The 18,045-nt window shown below is 40.9% G+C and carries 14 protein-coding genes; 7 read left to right on the forward strand and 7 right to left on the reverse strand.

Annotated elements, in window-relative coordinates:
- Positions 1 to 80: 80 nt before the first annotated feature.
- The 7 genes from VUI23_RS12325 to VUI23_RS12355 form a co-directional block, all read right to left on the reverse strand.
- Complete coding sequence (locus tag VUI23_RS12325) at positions 81 to 1,421, reverse strand: alkaline phosphatase (protein WP_342808282.1); 1,341 nt, start codon at positions 1,419 to 1,421, stop codon at positions 81 to 83.
- Positions 1,422 to 1,496: 75 nt separating this feature from the next.
- A complete protein-coding gene (locus VUI23_RS12330) occupies positions 1,497 to 2,810 on the reverse strand; it encodes a sugar MFS transporter (RefSeq protein ID WP_252729110.1) in 1,314 nt (437 codons plus the stop codon).
- Between the two features lie 4 nt (positions 2,811 to 2,814).
- On the reverse strand, positions 2,815 to 3,984 hold the full coding sequence (nagA, locus tag VUI23_RS12335; RefSeq protein WP_342804547.1) for an N-acetylglucosamine-6-phosphate deacetylase: 1,170 nt from the start codon (positions 3,982 to 3,984) through the stop codon (positions 2,815 to 2,817).
- Complete coding sequence (locus VUI23_RS12340; RefSeq protein ID WP_216048489.1) at positions 3,981 to 4,979, reverse strand: SIS domain-containing protein; 999 nt, start codon at positions 4,977 to 4,979, stop codon at positions 3,981 to 3,983. Before VUI23_RS12340 ends, nagA begins: the two co-directional genes overlap by 4 nt.
- 13 nt (positions 4,980 to 4,992) lie before the next feature.
- Positions 4,993 to 5,919 (reverse strand): BadF/BadG/BcrA/BcrD ATPase family protein, encoded by a 927-nt coding sequence (locus tag VUI23_RS12345; RefSeq protein WP_252729105.1) that lies wholly within the window; start codon positions 5,917 to 5,919, stop codon positions 4,993 to 4,995.
- Between the two features lie 35 nt (positions 5,920 to 5,954).
- Positions 5,955 to 7,502, reverse strand: coding sequence for a phosphodiester glycosidase family protein (locus VUI23_RS12350; protein ID WP_342804548.1), 1,548 nt, complete (start codon positions 7,500 to 7,502; stop codon positions 5,955 to 5,957).
- A gap of 177 nt (positions 7,503 to 7,679) precedes the next feature.
- The gene (locus VUI23_RS12355; protein WP_342804549.1) at positions 7,680 to 10,403 is read right to left on the reverse strand and encodes a TonB-dependent receptor; all 2,724 of its coding nucleotides are present in this window, start codon (positions 10,401 to 10,403) and stop codon (positions 7,680 to 7,682) included.
- A 312-nt stretch (positions 10,404 to 10,715) separates the two neighbouring features.
- On the opposite strand from VUI23_RS12355, the gene VUI23_RS12360 reads away from it, so the two are divergent.
- The 7 genes from VUI23_RS12360 (at position 10,716) to VUI23_RS12390 (ending at position 17,874) form a co-directional block, all read left to right on the forward strand.
- Positions 10,716 to 11,852, forward strand: coding sequence for an ROK family transcriptional regulator (locus tag VUI23_RS12360; RefSeq protein WP_216048486.1), 1,137 nt, complete (start codon positions 10,716 to 10,718; stop codon positions 11,850 to 11,852).
- 205 nt (positions 11,853 to 12,057) lie between these two features.
- Complete coding sequence (locus VUI23_RS12365; RefSeq protein WP_342804550.1) at positions 12,058 to 12,456, forward strand: hypothetical protein; 399 nt, start codon at positions 12,058 to 12,060, stop codon at positions 12,454 to 12,456.
- A gap of 159 nt (positions 12,457 to 12,615) precedes the next feature.
- Positions 12,616 to 12,930, forward strand: coding sequence for a helix-turn-helix transcriptional regulator (locus tag VUI23_RS12370; protein ID WP_216048485.1), 315 nt, complete (start codon positions 12,616 to 12,618; stop codon positions 12,928 to 12,930).
- Complete coding sequence (locus VUI23_RS12375; protein ID WP_342804551.1) at positions 12,924 to 14,243, forward strand: type II toxin-antitoxin system HipA family toxin; 1,320 nt, start codon at positions 12,924 to 12,926, stop codon at positions 14,241 to 14,243. Before VUI23_RS12370 ends, VUI23_RS12375 begins: the two co-directional genes overlap by 7 nt.
- Positions 14,244 to 14,303: 60 nt before the next feature.
- Complete coding sequence (locus VUI23_RS12380) at positions 14,304 to 15,968, forward strand: FMN-binding glutamate synthase family protein (protein ID WP_342804552.1); 1,665 nt, start codon at positions 14,304 to 14,306, stop codon at positions 15,966 to 15,968.
- Positions 15,969 to 15,985: 17 nt separating this feature from the next.
- Complete coding sequence (locus VUI23_RS12385; RefSeq protein ID WP_303500808.1) at positions 15,986 to 16,873, forward strand: NAD(P)-dependent oxidoreductase; 888 nt, start codon at positions 15,986 to 15,988, stop codon at positions 16,871 to 16,873.
- Positions 16,874 to 17,187: 314 nt separating this feature from the next.
- Positions 17,188 to 17,874, forward strand: a complete 687-nt coding sequence (locus tag VUI23_RS12390; RefSeq protein ID WP_216048481.1) for a DUF4097 family beta strand repeat-containing protein — start codon at positions 17,188 to 17,190, stop codon at positions 17,872 to 17,874.
- Positions 17,875 to 18,045 lie beyond the last annotated feature (171 nt).

An 18,045-nucleotide genomic window follows, 5' to 3' on the forward strand; every position in this document is an offset into this window, starting at 1 on the left:
GCCAGTAAAAAGGGCGTTTACTCTCACGCCCTGCCCTTTCAATATAAAAAAGGATACCAAAAGGTATCCTTTCCACTAGATTATTTGTGTTCAAGTAATGAAAAAACCGTATTCGCAATATCAGTATTGTTGTTTAGCCCTACAAACGATTCACTGTGGCTACCAAACGCGAATACTGGAACATCTACGGCTGTATGAGCGCCTGTCGTCCAACCGGTGAGAGTTCTTGCATCAATAATGTGTTTAATATTGACGTAAAGCGCTTTTTTAACCGCATCAGCGGATACATCTGCGTAGGGATTACCCTCGCTGGATAACGGCTGATTATCTTCACCGATGTTTTTGCTGCTTTTTAACAAGGCAAGTTCAGATTCTGTCAAAGTAAAATTGAGCAAATCAGAAGTTGACTGTTGAGTAATATCAGTTTGTAACAACTGCTCAGCAATGTAACTTGGAGAATGCTTCATTGTACGTAAAACTTCAGGTTTCCATTCATACTTTCCATTAGCACCTAATGTCATACCACCAGTACTGTGATCAGCAGTTACCACCACCAAGGTATCAGGATGCTGAGCTACATACTCTTCAAGCATTTCTAATGTATTGGCGAGATCTTGCATTTCACCCATGGCAGCGGCTATATCATTGCTGTGCCCACCCCAATCAACTTGACTCGCTTCTATCAACATAAAAAATCCGTTATCATTTTCTAGCTGCTCCAAGGCTGTCGATGTCATGGTTTTCAAACGATTAGCATCAGTGTCATCTAAGGCCCAGGGTAAGCCAACATCAGCAAACAAGCCCAAAAGCGGTTTATCTTTTGCAACTTTGTTTAGGGCTGCATAGTCATCAACATATTGATAACCCAGTTCCGTAAACTCGCTGACTAAGTCTCTATCATCACGCAAAAAGAATTTCCAGCCACCACCGAGTACAACATCATACATTTGGTAATTATCTACGTAACTATCAGCTATTTCATCGTAATTACCACGAGCTTCATTATGGGACATAAAGCTGGCAGGAGTGGCATGATTAATTTGGCTGGTGACGACGACTCCAGTTTTCTTTCCCAAACGTTTGGATACTTCTAAAACCGTGGTTACCGGTTGCTTGTTCACATCCATAGCAATGGCACCGTTGTAGGTTTTCACCCCAGCTGACAACGCTGTTGCACCGGCTGCAGAGTCTGTCACGTATCCGGAAATAGGAGCCGGATACGTACTACTCATTCCCACCAAAGTGCGGTCAAAAACTGTTTGCTCAATTTCTGCTGTATTGGGGTCATCGTGAAAATATCGATACGCACTAATATATGCGGGGCCCATGCCATCACCCACAACCATAATGATATTTTTTGGTTTTTCAGGTACCACAATGGTTTGATTTGTCTGTTGTTGATCATTGCAGCCAAAAAGCATTAGCGACAATGAGAGCAATCCTATTTTACATTTCATACTGAGCCTATTTTTTAATGATAGTTAAGGTTTAACGTGCTACTTCCATGAGCGGATAGCGTGTCCACGAATCGCGTAAAAGAAAATATATAAATAACATGGCAAACCTATCCAGTAAGCAGACTGTAGATCGCCTATTTCGTGGGAGATTTTGCCAAATAACAAAGGTAAAATTGCACCACCAGAGATACCCATAATCAGTAGAGCTGAGCCTTGCGCCGAGTAGTTCCCGAGTCCTTTTAATGCTAGAGGCCATACAGATGGCCACACTAACGCGTGAGCCAGCCCCATTAACGCCACAAACGTAATAGTGTTAGGAATTACCGGAATACCTGTCCATCCCCACAATACATCTGCAATACTGGTGGATTGTGTAGAAGACAAGACGATACCCAAAATACACAAACAGCCAGCAATCCCTGAGCCGAGTAAAGCGCGCTCTTGGGAGATAAAGCGCGGAATACAGCTAACACCGATTAAATAACCGAATACCATAAAGACCATAGTGAATGAGGTTAAAGCAGCAAAGTTGCTTACACCCAATGAGGAACCATAGAGGCCAATCGTATCTGCGGCAATCACCTCTACACCTACGTAGAAAAATAACGCAATTGCACCCAACACTGTGTGTGGGAAATGAAATATGGATGATTTACTCACGCTTTCTTCTGTTTCAGTATTGCTTGATGAAATTTCAGGCAATGAAGAAAATTTAACCAGAGCGATTAATATTGTGAGTGCAATTGCCATTAAAACATATGGCACGATTAAGTTATGTGATAATTCCATTAGGCGCTGATCTTTGGCTACCTCTGACAATCCACTAAGCGCTTGTTCTGAAAAGTCTCCCATGTCAGACAATATCAAAGAGGTAAACAGAATTGGCACCAATACACCCGCACTTTTGTTTATCAGTCCCATGATGCTAATGCGCATAGCTGCACTTTCAACAGGTCCTAAATAAACTATATAAGGGTTAGATGCGGTTTGTAATATCGTTAACCCCGCAGCTAACACAAACAAAGCGACTAAGAAAAAAGCATAATTTGCAGTAATAGCGGCTGGTATATGTAACAGTGCGCCAACAGCCATGATCCCAAGCCCTAACGCCATGCCGTTTCGATAACCGGTTTTTTTAAGAATAATGGACATCGGCAAGGCCATCACTGTGTACGCAATATAAAATGAAAAGGTCACGAACAAAGCTTCAAACTCATTTAATTCACATACTAATTGAAGAAATGGAATCAATGAGCCATTGAGCCAAGTGACGAAACCAAAAATAAAAAATAAGATGCCAACAACGATCATTGGAACAAGGGTACTGGTTTTATTTGTTGTTATAGTTTGCATATTGTTAGACCTCATTAGCCATTGTTTCTTGAAAAAACACCTTATTTCCATTTACCCAAGTTGACTGCACAACGAGTTTCTCATCCAATTGAATGAAATTGGCGATTTTACCTGGCGCAAGCTGTACTTTCGGATTGGTTTGCATAGGTGAGCCTGACAAATAATCTTTAGGATATTGGCTTGCTAAGCGAATGGACTCATCCACAGAGATACCCAAATTAAAATGACAGTATCTTACCGATGATGCCATATCGATGGCAGCACCAGCTAACTCTCCGGTAGTAGATATTAATCGTCCATCTCTTACCGTTACTTGCCGGTCGAAAAAATCAAATTCCGTCGCATCTGAACCAACTGGAGGCATCGCATCGGTTACCAAAAAGATTCCACCTTTAGGTTTCGTCTTGAGCGCTAATTGAATATTTAAATCATCCACGTGATGTCCATCTACTATTAGTCCGCAACGCGTCGTTTCAGATGTTAAAGCAACGCCTGTTACACCAGGCTCTCTAGCAGAAATAGGCGACATGGCATTAAACAAATGGGTAAATCCAGAGGCACCACATTGTATTGCTTTGCTTGTGGTAATTCCGTCAGCGTTACTATGCCCGATACAAACTTTCACACCTAAGCTGACTAACTCTTTAATTTGCCCCTCAGGTACCACTTCTGGCGCTAAGGTCACAACTATATTACCTAAATCCTGACGTTTAAACAGAGTCCACTCTTGTTCTGTAATCGGACGAATATGTTGTTGACTATGGGCACCTTTTTTAATCGTGGAAATATGTGGACCTTCAAAATGAATTCCCAAGATACCTGGCTCATTTTGACGAATCCCTTGCGCAACTGCGTCAGCCGCCCTATTCATTACGTCGATATCATCAGTAATTACCGTGGGTAATAGTCCTGTTGTACCGTAACGGGCGTGAGCGGCGAAGATGGTCTTTAACGAGTCTAGGGTTGGCTGAGCATTGAATAATACCCCGCCTCCGCCGTTTACTTGTAAATCTACAAATCCTGGGGCAACTAGCCCGCTCAGCACCGTATCAACCTGTGAAATATCCTGATCGATTGCAATGATTTCTTCGCCTTCAATCACAAGCACTTGATCAGTATGATATGCCTGTCCATCAAATAATCTTTGGGCATGTAATCTCATTTGTTGCGTCATAATGTTTTGGTTACTTTATTCAAGCCCAAAGGCACGTCAGGGTTTAGGCCGCGATGGGTTGAAAGCTTAGCAACATCAATATAGAAACGTTGTAAGACTAACAGAGGAGCTATTCGCGGATGCGCAGCTAGTTTACTCTGGTGTAAATGCAGAACCTGGGCCCCTCGTCGTTTAACTTCGTTTATTTGTTCAATATGAGAAGCTTCACTTTCGTCCAGAACCAGACAGTCTAATATTGCTAGGCCTTGCTCTATCAAAGTAATGGGGCCATGCAAAAATTCAGCGCTACTGAAAGCCTCAGCATGAATACTGCAGACTTCTTTTAGTTTTAACGCTATTTCTTTAGAAACCGCAAAACCCAATCCCCGTCCCAATACAACTAGGTTATTGACGTTATCAACATCTGTGGGCGCTAATTGTGAAGGTGAATCAATGATTGCTTCAAGTAAACTAGGCAATTGATTCAGGGAATCGAGTAAACCTTGATTGTTTGTCCACGTTGCGACTAAATGCAGAAGAGCGGAAAGAGTTGAGAGGTAGCTCTTAGTTGCCGCAACAGACTCTTCTTTGCCCGCGTTTAAAGGCAAAACATCATCTACAATATCTTTCAATGGCGAGCTTTCATCATTCACCAAAGCAATGCAATATGCTCCGCCTTTTTTAGCCATCTTTGCCTGAGCTAATATATCGGGACTGCGTCCAGACTGCGAAATAACAATCACTAAAGCATTATCCAAGACCAGTTGTTTGTTGTACACACTTGAAACTGAAGGTGCAGCAGCAAAGGTCGGAATTTGAGCTTCAATTTCAATTAAATATTTAGCAAACACACCAGCATGATCTGACGACCCTCGACCAATAATCATCACCATTTTAGGTTTGAATTGGTGCAACTTATTGGCAATGTTTGTGACTGTTTTTTGATTTTTCTGAATTTGTTCGCGAATAACTTTAGGGGTTTGTCGCGCTTCTTTTTCCATTATTGTTTGTGTCATGTAAAACTCTTATTTATGTAGCTATTGAAATTGATTTATCTGATGGGAAGCCATTCATATTTTGTCTAGCAAAATAGACAGCCCCTACTTCCGGTGGCGACAAGGGAGCAGATAGTGCATTTTGGATTGCTTTGTTTAGCCATGGGAACAATGAGGTTCCTAAACCACCAATAAGGGATATTCTGGGAGGATGGGTATTCATTAACTTTTCAGCCATGCCGTTAATGTAACCTGCTCCCTCTTGAACAATGGAAATTGCTATTTCATCTTTTGAACTTGCCGCAATAAAAACGCAATTAGCCAATTGAGCAAAAAATGATGCTGGTTTACCTGCAACTTTTTCTGTCAGCTCTTCGCTGTTTTTCACATTAAGTTGTTCCAGCATAACGTTAACGAGTTTGGTTGGATGGCCTAATCCATCAAGTGACAGTAAAACCTGTTCTGCCGCCCTTAAACCAAACCAAGCCCCACTGCCTTTGTCTCCTTGGGGAAATCCATGCCCGCCTAATATCGTTGACTTTTGATTCACATAGGAAAACCCACACGATCCCGTGCCTGTCACTATGACAGCGCCATCCCCCCCGTTATGAGCACCTAAACTGGCAATCAATAAATCCGTGGCTAAAAATATTTGTCTGAACGGATGCTGCCATTTCATAATGGTGTCGTAATGCTTAGGTAGGTTTACGCCTGCAAGACCTAACCCTACCGGAATTTTAGTCAATTCACTTGGACTGATACCCGCTTGTTTTAATGCCATGAGCGCACTGTTTTTAATAGAGTCTTTAGCCTGCTCGATACCATAAACAGGGTTTCCAGGCCCTGCAGTACCTTCACCTAAAACCACATTATCTGGTGACATCAAAACGGCTTTGCATTTAGTACCACCACCATCAATTCCTAAAATGAGGGATTCACCTGGTGTTGAGTTCTTTTTCAATGTATTTGTTATTCCCGTTACCACTTCTAAACCTTTTATTTCGCCGTAAATAGCAACGCTTCAGCGACTGCCCTTTCCCCATTACTATCCGATGGTTTTCCTGTTATCTGGCCATTAACAACCATTACACTAGAACCGCCACCATCAAGATTGATCGCCTTTTGAACACCTAACTCCAACATAAGCTCTGACATTTCAGTAATAGATGCCCCTATGCTTTTAAACGGATCTCTTCCATAAACCACTACTACATATACATCGCCTGTATTAGTAACGCCCACCGCTGTACGAGGATGGCGCTTTAAAACCCAATTTTGGTAAAAGTTGATTCGATTGTTCTCTGGCAACGCTTCAGAAATATCGTCTCGATGATCAATAGCAGCGGTACCACCTTTAACAGGGGTCACTCCCCACCCTTGCGAGCGTCGTTGAGAAATAGGTTGTTTGCCATCAACTAATAGTGTTGGTCCACCATTAATCACATACATACCTTTGCGCAAAGTCAGTTCACCTGAATCACTAGTTACCTGCTGATTAATAACTACCTTTGTTTTTGTTGATACAAACTTTTCGAGTTGTGAGACTGAATCACCAGAAGCAACAACAAGACGATGGCCAACAGGTAAAGAAGTTGACATATCCAGACGATTAAAATAAACAGAATTGTTTTCATCCACGAAAAAGTGAAACTCGCTGTTGCTTAACACCGGATGAAGATTGCCAAAATAATGATTGTAAACAATGATTTCATTAGATTTGTGACAAACAAAATCGTGTATTGCCACAACTTTAGGATGACCGAAACCACAGTTAAATATTTTACCCGATAGACGATTAATGCCATCTACATAAAAGTTTTTATCCTCAACAGTTAAACTAATTTGAGATTGCACATTATTTAAAATTTCAACCGATAATGAGGGTTGATTGTTGATTAATAAAGCAGGTCTGCCGGCCACAGCTTCACTAACTAATATGCCGTCAATTACTGCTAAGCCTGCCACATCGCCAATGATCCCTTGGCTTGAATTAAATGCAAAAAAACCACCATTGACGGCAGCTACCGCTAGATTTTTTTTAGCTATTTCCGATACTTTTTCAACACCTGTTATTTGTTGCTTAGCTAAAGACGACGTCAGAGTGCCTGTGTATTGAGAAGGCACTAATTTAAGAATACTGATTTCTTGTTTACCCATACCGCCACTTCGTTGGGTACTGTGTGAAGAACGCATTTGTAAACCAATTGCCGCAAGTTGTTGTTGCATAATTTGTGCATCAGCTAAGGTATTAAACTGACCAATTGTAACTAACTTTCCTAAATCACTGCCATCAGGTGCCTGTTCAACCAGATCAATCATTTTAGGTTTTAAATTGTGACTTCTTGAATTTATCGTTAGTCTCGATACATGTTTGTTCAATGCATCTACTAAGGCGTTAGCGTCGGTTACAGACATCACTGAACTGGTCAATTCAAAATATCCAGAAAGCTCACCTCTATCCACCTTAAAGTAGCTTAGTCCAGGCGAAATGACTGTTTGAGTTGCATCAGTAAATGCTACTGGCAAGCCAGTTTTAGTCTGCACTGGAGTGGAACACGCATTTACCAATAATGCGCAAACAATGACAAAGCATCTTATTGAAAAACCGAACACTGGCATGATAATTCACTCGGTAAGAAATATTGGCTTAGAGTTGATAGTTTAGATTGGTAGGCTTAAATAAGGAGCATCTTATGATGCTCCTTAACCTAATTTTCGTTATTAAAACGAGTATCTGGCACCAATAACAAATCTTCTATCGATTTGTGCAAGATCGTACGGGGTATTTTGAACCGAACGATTCACTTCTTGCTCAGTTAACAGATTTAACCCTTGCACTTGTATTTGCAGTGCATCAGTCACATTGTAACTGGCGGAAAAGTCAAGCTGTCCATACTCTTCTTGCCATTGTGGAATACCCGCGGTTGAAGCAAATTCCACCAAATATTCATCTCGCCATGTATAAGACAATCTCGCATTAAAGCTAGGGACATCATAGTACAAGGCCAAGTTGTAACTACTTTCTGACAATCCAGGTAAACCAGAATTACGCACGTCACCTTCGTCTGAATATTGCGCGGCACTATCAATCATTGTGTAGTTTGCCAACAGACCAAAATCGTCTAAGGATTCGCTGATGAATCCGAGTCTAGATTGATAAGCTAACTCAATACCGGTAATGGTTGCACCAACGCCATTTGCAGGTTGGGTAAAGATAATAGGTCCACTTACAATTACACCATCACTTTGTCTAGGAAACTCTCTAATTTCAGTCGTAGATGAGGTATCAATGAAACCATCTAAATCTTTATAGAAAATATTGATCGCAGCTACAGCTTCACTAGTAAAGTACCACTCAAAACCTATGTCATAGTTATCTGCTGTAAACGGTTGCAGATCAGGGTTACCACGTGAACCAAGACCGCCGCCTTCATCGATGCCGTTAAAGCTTTCAAACGCAGCTAATTCACCTAGCGCAGGTCGTGTTAAGCTCTTAAAGTAAGCCGCACGTACCACCATATCGTCATTAAGAGCATAACGTACGTTCATGTTCGGTAAAATCTCTTGATAATCGCTTTTCAAGGTAACTGGGCTGAACGCATTTACATCAGAAGAATCCGTAGTCACTTGCGAATCAATGGTTTGAATGGTTCGAACAAAACGTAAGCCAGTACTTAAGGTAACACTTTCACTTACTTCTATATTTGCTTGAGCATAGGCTGCAATGGTTTGTTCTTGCAATTCAAAGCTGTTGATTAGTTCAAAAGGTTCGTTTACATCTTCGTATAAACCATCGATGGGCGAACCATCTGCATTAAAGAAAGTTGATAGAATTTGCGCAGGATCACCACCAATTAACGTCGATGGCGCAAAGCCTGCACCATCTACATTAAAACGGTCTAGTGGAGTATATACATCCGCTAAAGTAGGTAAATCAGTGCGACGATTTAATGGGGTTACCCCATCAGCTAAGAAGCTTTCTGCCCTGATATCAGATCTGGTTTGATGTTGTTCCAATTCTCTGTCGGTAAATCGCAAACCAAAGTCAACTTTCATCAAGTCGCCGTTATCGTATTCAAAATCCAACTTCAAGGTATTGTTTGAGTCCTTGGTTTCAAGAGGACGACGAATGAACACGTTAACAACAAATTCTTCAGGGTTGCTTGCAAAATCAGTATCAGGGGTAGACCACTCTAAGTAGTTGTCGCGCATAATGTAACTTACATCAGCTGGATAGAAATTGCCGTCTTCTTCCATTCTGCGAAATGAAAACAAGTCATTACTGTTGATCTTTTCGCGACTAAAGTGGCCAATATAGGGTGAAAATTTCAAGCTATCAGAGATGTGCCAATCTGCACTTAAAGTGAACTGGTTTACCTCTTCATCAATCGCTTCTTGTCTTGCACCAACACGTTGTTGCACACCAGTTAATGTGGCTTGAGTTGCTATACCGTTTTCAATCACAGTGTTACTAACAGCGGTAATATTACTCTCAGAGGGTGCATCTAAAATTGTTTCTACACGATCAGCATCAATCTTGCCAACAAGTGCCCGTGCTTTAATATCAAGATCATCATTAGGGCGCCACTGCAGACCTAATACAGCGCCGAGGGTTTCACGTTCCTCTGAAGTATAACCAAAACTCTCAATACGAGGATACAAAGCATCAAGTTGCTCTTGGGTAGGGCCACCTTCTTCGCCCACGTCAGGTCCAGTCCAAACGGCTGATAAAGGACTATGGCTACTGCCACGTACTTCATTATTCTGCATATCAGTATCTGAATACACCAATGCGGCATTGATACCAAAAGTGTCATCCCAGTTTTGATTAAATACTACTGACGCTTTTGGGCTGTTTGTGCCAGTATTATCACTGTAGTTATTGTAAACAGAAACATTGAGCACTTGATCTTTGGTTGCTAGCGGATCTGGCGTATACAGAGAAACGCTTCCAGCAATGCCGCCTTCCACTTGATCTGCAGTCACTGACTTGGATATTTCTACACTGTTAAATAATTCAGCTGGAAAAATTTCGAATGAGAAGCCACGAGTACCATCACTCCCCCCCGCTAACATTCCATTAACTTCAGTAGAGGTGAATTCAGGACCAAGACCACGTAAGTTAATTGCAGTCCCCTCACCTGTAGGGTTTCGATTTAAGGTGACACCCGGTACACGTTGAATCGCTTCAGACAAGTTAGCTTCTGGAAACTTACCTATATCTTCGGCGGTAATGACATCGACCACTTTATTTGCAAATCGTTTTTGATTAAGAGATTTTAAAAGGCTACCTCTTACACCTTTAATCGTAATGGCTTCAACGTCACCTTCACTTGACTCTTGGGCATAAAGGTTAGCAGACGCGCTACTTAACAATCCTAAGATTACCGCAGTCGAGACCTTGCTGAATTTACTTGCTCTGGGAGTAACATTTGTTCTGCTCATTAATTTTCCTCGATGTTGACAGTGTGTTTTTATTATTAATTACCACTCTGGTATTTAAACTAGCCACGCAAGAATAAATTGTCAACCATTAATTACCACGTCAATACTTAATATTTCAAAAATAATTTTGGATTTACAAAAATAATAATAATATTCAAAAGGTTATAACTAATTTGGAGTTTTGTATTATTTACCTGCCAATTAACTTAATTATCAAGGTGGTAATTAAGTTACCTAATTGTTATTCTATACAGTGGCTAGATTTCTAATTGTTCTTGGTTTTCGTCATTTACTTCCTTCAAGGGGTTTACATTGCAAACGCTACAGCAAATAACATCCATTTCGCACATCGAAAAACAGCTAAATAGTAGCCATAAAAAAGTAATTGAAAATATTCGTAGAAACCGCAAAGCAACTCGTGCGGAAATAGCCAAGGCAACGGGATTATCTAATCAAACTTTAACGAGACTGACTAAGCACTTAATATCCCTTGGCATAGTTGAAGAGCACTCAAAAATCGCTGGGCAGCGAGGACAACCAGCTACTTACTTGACGTTAATCCCCGGAGTTTTTGCTAGTGTTGGGGTGGTTTTCGAACACGATAGAGTGGTAGTTCTATTAGATGATCTCGACCGCACAAACATCGTTAGATTTTGTAAAGATGGGACATTCTTATCGGCAGAACTAGCAATTAAAGCAGCCTTATCTATGCTCGACCAATTATTTTCAGAGTTAGATCCCTCAATTAATATTTTAGGGATAGGTATATCTATTTCTGGATTTTTTACTAACGAAGAAGGCCGTATTTGTTCCCAACAAGATCCGCAAGGTTGGTCTGTTGTTAATTTTCAAGAAACCTTTGCAAAACGATACAAACAACACTGTTTTGTAGAAAATGACGGAAACGCTGCCTCTATTGGTTTTTCGTTAACTAAAAAAGGAGCTACGCTGCAAAGTTTCTATCTCATGCTGTTTACTCTAGATATAGGTGGTGGTTTTGTTTTTGAAGGTGAGGTTGTCGATGGTGCTTTTGGAAATGCTGGCGAAATTTCTACCTTATTTAGTAGCGATAAATCGCAACTAAGGCCCAACTTGGGATCACTTTACAAACATTTGAGTGCTGTTTGGGGGGAAGAGGCCACTCCTGAGAAAATTCAGGCAGCGATTGCCAATCAAGACACTAACATCAAATCTTGGGTAACAGCATGTGTTGAAACTATGAAGTTCCCACTCAAAGCCATCCAAAGTCTACTTGATCCAGAAGCAATTGTTTTTACCGGCAGATTACCAATTGAGTTACAGAAATCGCTATCTGAAAAAGTCGTTGTTACTGGTGCTTCCTATGGAGATGTTTTCGCTCCAACTCCTAAAATCCATATAGCGGATGGTAACGATATTTTAGAAAAAGGGGTTACTGCAATCCCTGCATTTTATTTTTTTAAACGATAACAAGATTTTTTGTTTATCTTTTTGATAGATTGCAATAGCCACTGATATTTAAAACAATAATTAGATTTATTCGTGACATTTCGCGTTATTTTTTATAACAATTTTACTTTTTCCAGTCTATAGTTTTAACTTAGTCAGACAAGCATTTAAAGGTACAGTTATTTTGCAAGAACATGGTGAGCATGTCATAGGAAAATGTGGCCAAGTGTTACTTTTTAGTGGGCGAGGCCCATGGAATGATGAAGCATTAGAGGGTTCACTGCAGCAAACGATTGACAATTTCCACACGGTTGATAAAAACCGTCCATGGGCGCAATTAAGTTGTTTATATGGAGAAAGTTTATTTCCACCTTCAACTTATAACTTGTTTAAAAAGCAGACCTTTTTACGCAAGCAGCTGGGGATTACAGCGGTGGCAGTAGTGATTCTAGATTCTGATATCAGTAATACAATCAAGCAACAATTATCTACTGGTTATCAAGCTGCCGAGGTTAATTATCAGTTTTTCTCTTCACTGGTAGATGCGATCCATTGGCTTGAAAAACATGGTGTTGATATAGATGCTAACGCAATTACCCAATTCTTTAATCAAAACCGATTATAACCCGCCAAGAATAAAGTCCCAAAAATAGGACTTTAACAAACATAATTCATGTTAAGTCCCAAAATAAGCACACTAAGATAGATGTTGATAAAGTCATTAAATTGGGACATTATTGGTATATTGTTTATTAATGTGTCCTTTTTATCACTTTAGGTAGTTATGCAAACAAAAGAGATTGTAGCCGATTTAGGTGAACGTTTGAAACAAGCCCGCCTGAATGCTGATTTAACGCAACAAGACATCGCAGATAAAACAGGCCTTTCCAGAAAGGTGGTTATGCGCGCGGAAAAAGGTCATGCTCAATTAGAAACAGTGGTAGCTATTTTAGTCGCTTTGGGATTGAGCAAACAACTGGATCTGTTTATTCCTATTCCAACCGAGTCCCCCATTCAGTTAGCCAAACGGCAAGGCCAACAAAGACAACGAGCATCAGGTAATAATCCAGCAAGTAAAAAAGGTGATCCGGCATGGTAAAAGAGGTAGTCATAGTGAATTACCAGGATCACCAAGTTGGTGCGGTTAGCTATGATCCTGATAAACAGCTGGGCGCGTTCGAGTACACTCCAGCATTCATCAAAACCGGTATTCAATTGTCACCGTTAAAAATGCCTTTATCAAAACAGATTTATACTTTCCCTGAAACCGACTTTGCCGCATTTAAAGGCCTCCCCGGATTGGTTGCTGACTCCCTACCCGATGATTTTGGTAATGCCGTCATCAATGCATGGGTTGCTTCGCAGGGGAAATCAGCAAAGGATATATCCCCTCTTCAACGCTTAAAATACGCAGGTACTCGCGGCATGGGCGCACTAACTTTTGCCCCAGCGACCCGGCATAAAAATCTTAACTCATCACAGCAACTTGAGGTTGAAAACCTCGTGGAAGTTGCCCAAGACATTGTCAATCAAAGGTCCAAATTTAATGTATCTTTGAATCAACAAGGTTATGAGGACAAAGAAGCGATGATGGCGCTAATGTCGGTTGGTATGAGTGCTGGTGGCGCAAGGCCGAAAGCGGTTTTAGCATTTAATTCAGATTTTACCCAAGTGCGTTCTGGACAAACTAATGCGCCAGACGGGTTCAGCCATTATTTAATGAAATTTGATGGGGTAAGTGAACACAATAAGAACCAGGAAACATTTGGTGATCCCACCGGTTATGGGGCAATGGAATACGTTTACTATTTAATGGCCACGGCCAGTCAAATAGATATGATGCCCTGTTATTTGCTCAACGAAGGTAAACGACGACACTTTATCACCCAAAGATTTGATCGTATCGGCAATGACAAAGTCCACGTCCAAACATTAAATGGACTTGCTCACGTTAGTTTTAAGCAAGTGGGAATCTATTCTTATGCAGAGTTATTTGACGTTGCCCGAAGCTTAAAGTTATCTGCTAAAGAAGCCGAACAAATATTCAGAAGAATGGTATTCAATGTGGTGGCCAAAAATCACGATGATCATGCAAAAAATATTTCGTTTATGTTTGATCAACAGCAACAATGGACGTTAGCCCCTGCCTATGACTTAGCGTACAGTTACAAACCAGGCAGTAGATGGGTCAACAGTCATTGGATGTCTATAAATGGCAAGCGTGATAACTTTGATAGAAAGGATTTATATTCCTTTTCTCAGTTAAGTCCAATTTTTAATAAACGAAAAATTGATCGCATCATAGATGAGGTCGTAGAACAGGTGTCACAATGGCAAACGTTAGCCAAAGAACACCATGTTCCCAAGACACTTATCGAAGAAGTTCAATCTAATCTCAGGTTGACGTTATAAACTAGTTCACTGAACATTATCCTAATCAAAATAGTGGTTTAGTGTTGAATGGGGAAAATCATGCGTTTAGCATTTTATGTATTTTGTTTTTTAAGTTGGGGGCTGTTAATCCTTGCCAGCGTTTTATGGTCAGCGTCTACATGGGGACTCATTATTCTTATCCCCCTAACCGTTGTTGGTTTTTACGATATATTTCAAACCAAACATGCACTGTTACGAAATTTCCCCATAGTCGGTCACGGGCGATGGTTAATGGAAGATATAAGACCCTTTCTGCGCCAGTATCTTTTTGAATCAGAAACTGATGGAGTGCCTGTTAATCGTATGTTTCGTTCGGTTATATACCAACGCGCAAAGGGTCAATTAGACTCCCTGCCCTATGGAACAAAACTACAAACACAAAATGTTGGCTATGAATGGATAAGCCATTCAGTAGGCGCGATACATTACGACGAAAAGCAGCCTGAACCAAGAGTTAAGGTTGGTGGTCCAGATTGCAAACAACCATACGAAGCCAGTGTATTTAATATATCAGCTATGAGTTTCGGGTCGTTAAGTGCAAACGCCATTCGCGCCTTAAACAAAGGCGCAAAGCTAGGTAACTTTTATCACAATACTGGAGAAGGCAGCGTTAGCCCTTATCACCTTGAGAATGGCGGCGATATCGTATGGCAAGTCGGTACGGGGTACTTTGGTTGCCGTGATAATCAGGGAAATTTTGATCCTGAAGCGTTTAAGCAAGTGGCCCAAAAAGAATCGATAAAGATGATTGAAATCAAATTATCACAAGGCGCTAAACCAGGTCATGGTGGTATTCTTCCTGCGGATAAAAATACCGCTGAAATAGCACGAATAAGATTAGTCGAACCAGGTACCCGCGTCGACTCACCTCCCGGACACAGTGCATTCTCAACGCCTCTTGAAATGATGGATTTTATTCAACAATTGCGGGATTTATCAGCCGGAAAACCCATTGGTTTCAAACTTTGTATAGGTCAAAAAAGTGAATTTGTGGCGATGTGTAAAGCCATGATTCAAACCGGCATAAAACCTGATTTCATCACTGTAGACGGTGGTGAAGGTGGCACAGGTGCAGCGCCATTAGAATACTCTAACTCAGTGGGCATGCCTCTTCGAGAAGCACTTGTGTATGTTTGCGATATTTTACAAGGTTTCGATCTTAAAAAAGACATCAAAGTCATTGCAAGTGGCAAAACGTTTACCGGCTTTCACGTAGTGCGAAATATTGCGGTAGGTGCAGACATTTGTAATAGCGCTCGCGGTATGATGATGGCACTGGGATGCGTGCAGTCTTTAGTGTGCAATACTAACCAATGCCCCACCGGGATTGCCACACAAGATAAGAATTTAGCCAAAGGCATCGTGGTCGAAGACAAAGCCCAACGAGTGGCCAGGTATCACCAAGAAACAGTACATGCCACTTTAGATATAGTCTCTTCAGCAGGCCTGACTGACCATAGCTCAATCAACAGAGGGCATATTTATCGGCGCATAAGCCAAACAGAAATAAAGCGTTATGATGAAATATACCCTAGCCTTGAAGCTGGCTGTTTACTGACAGATGATTATCCTGAACAGTTTAACAAAGAAATGCAGGAGTCTTCGGTAGATTGCTTTATGCCAAAAACCTATGTTTTAGAATCCAGTAGTGGCTTAAAAACCAAAACCACTGACGAACAGCAGACTAGCGCTCAACGCGCATAATTTTAAAAGGAATTCCTATGTCGAATCAAAATCATTCTCTGAATATCGCGTTTATTGGCCTAGGGGTCATGGGTTTTCCTATGGCGGGCTATTTAGCCAATGCAGGCCATAAAGTGACCGTTTATAATCGCACTGATAGCAAAGCTGAGCTTTGGTTAAAGGAGTATAAGGGTGCAAAAGCTGCAACCCCCGCTGAAGCAGCAAAAGGTAAAGATGTTGTCTTTGCCTGCGTGGGTAACGATGACGACCTACGGGAAGTAACAGTAGGTGATAAAGGCGCATTTAATACAATGAAAGAAGGCAGTATTTTTGTTGATCATACAACGACATCGGCTTTAGTGGCACAAGAACTAGCGCAAATAGCTCAATCCAAAAATATCGGCTATGCAGATGCCCCCGTTTCTGGCGGCCAAGCGGGAGCACAAAGCGGTGCCCTTACCGTGATGGTTGGAGCTGAGCCAAGGGACTATCAAAAAATAGAATCGCTAATTCGCTGTTACGCCAAAATGCAAAAGCTGTTAGGTCCGGTTGGTAGTGGTCAAATGGCCAAAATGGTGAATCAAATCTGCATTGCCGGTGTAGTACAAGGTTTATCTGAAGCATTACACTTTGCCAAACAAAATGGCTTAGATGCTGAGGCAGTTGTTGAGGTTATTTCTAAAGGCGCTGCACAATCTTGGCAGATGGATAATCGTGCCAGCACTATGTTAGATAATGAGTTTAACTTTGGGTTTGCCGTCGATTGGATGCGCAAAGATCTCGGTATAGTATTGGACCAAGCGAGAGTATCGAAGGCACATTTACCGTTAACGGCTCTAGTAGATCAATTTTATAGCCAAGTTCAGGCCAATGGAGGGGGTAGATTCGACACGTCCAGTTTAATCACCCTTTTAGAAAAAAAGTAAATAAGTAAACCCAATTTACCCCTCAAAAGCGTCGTTGAAAGGCGGCGCTTGTGGGAATACCAAATAGCTTAAATCCCGTTATTTGAGTGACCTACCCGACTTCATTTACTCTCTAAACAAGGCGCTGTGAAAATCGCTAAACACTCAGCATAATTGACTAATATTTTGTTATTCTGCCTAAAAAAATTAATTATTTCATTCTCATAAAATAAAAAACACATTAAAATCATACAGTTAAAAATATGGCCTGAGTTCTGCAACTTCTTATAAAAATACAACTCAAATTACAATTATCACACATACTTAGGAATTTTATGTTAAGCGCTAACTCACTAAAAACTATTTCACGAGCAATCATCGCCACCTCTACTATGCTCGTTTTATCTGGTTGCATCATCCATGTTGGAGGCGGTAGTAACGACACATCGGACGGTAATAGCGTGAGTAGTGTTTTTGGTGGATTAGAAGTATCTCAAGGTAAACACGTCTCTAACGTCAGCTCAGTAAATGGCAGCATTGAGTTACACGATGATGTGACTGCTCGAACTGTCGATACGGTCAATGGCAGTATCGAAATGGGTGATTATGTCACAGTCGAAAATGCGTCAACCGTAAATGGTGACATTGAAGCGGGTCACCATTTTAGCAGTGCAGGTTTTGTCAAAACCGTCAACGGTGATATCAGTTTGCAGCATTCTTCGAAAGTTGCTCAAGAGGTCGAAACCATCAATGGTGAGATTAAGTTAAATGGTGTTGTAGTCGAAGGTTCTGTGCACACTCACAACGGAGATATTTTGCTAACCAACAACACGCAAGTGCTGGGCGATATCATTTTCCACAAAAATAATCGTAACAATAACGATCATTCAGTGCCTACTTTGAGTATAAAACAAGGGGCAACTGTTGCAGGTCAAATCATTCTTTATCGTGAAGTCGAGCTAAACATTGATGATGCGCAATTACTGAATAAAGTTGAATTTCAATTCGACAGCAATATGTAAATACCTTTATTTAACTGTACCAAATGTCATTCCCGACTATTCGGCCGTCTTTCATAACTCTTATGTAGACGGCCATTTTTTACATTTCCCAGCACACATAAATCGGTGATAATTAAAAAGGTATTTGTTTAAACAAATATTTAGATGTTAACGTTATACTTAGACAATCAG

It is taken from the genome of Alteromonas sp. M12 (assembly GCF_037478005.1).
Classification (GTDB): Bacteria; Pseudomonadota; Gammaproteobacteria; order Enterobacterales; family Alteromonadaceae; genus Aliiglaciecola; species Aliiglaciecola lipolytica_A.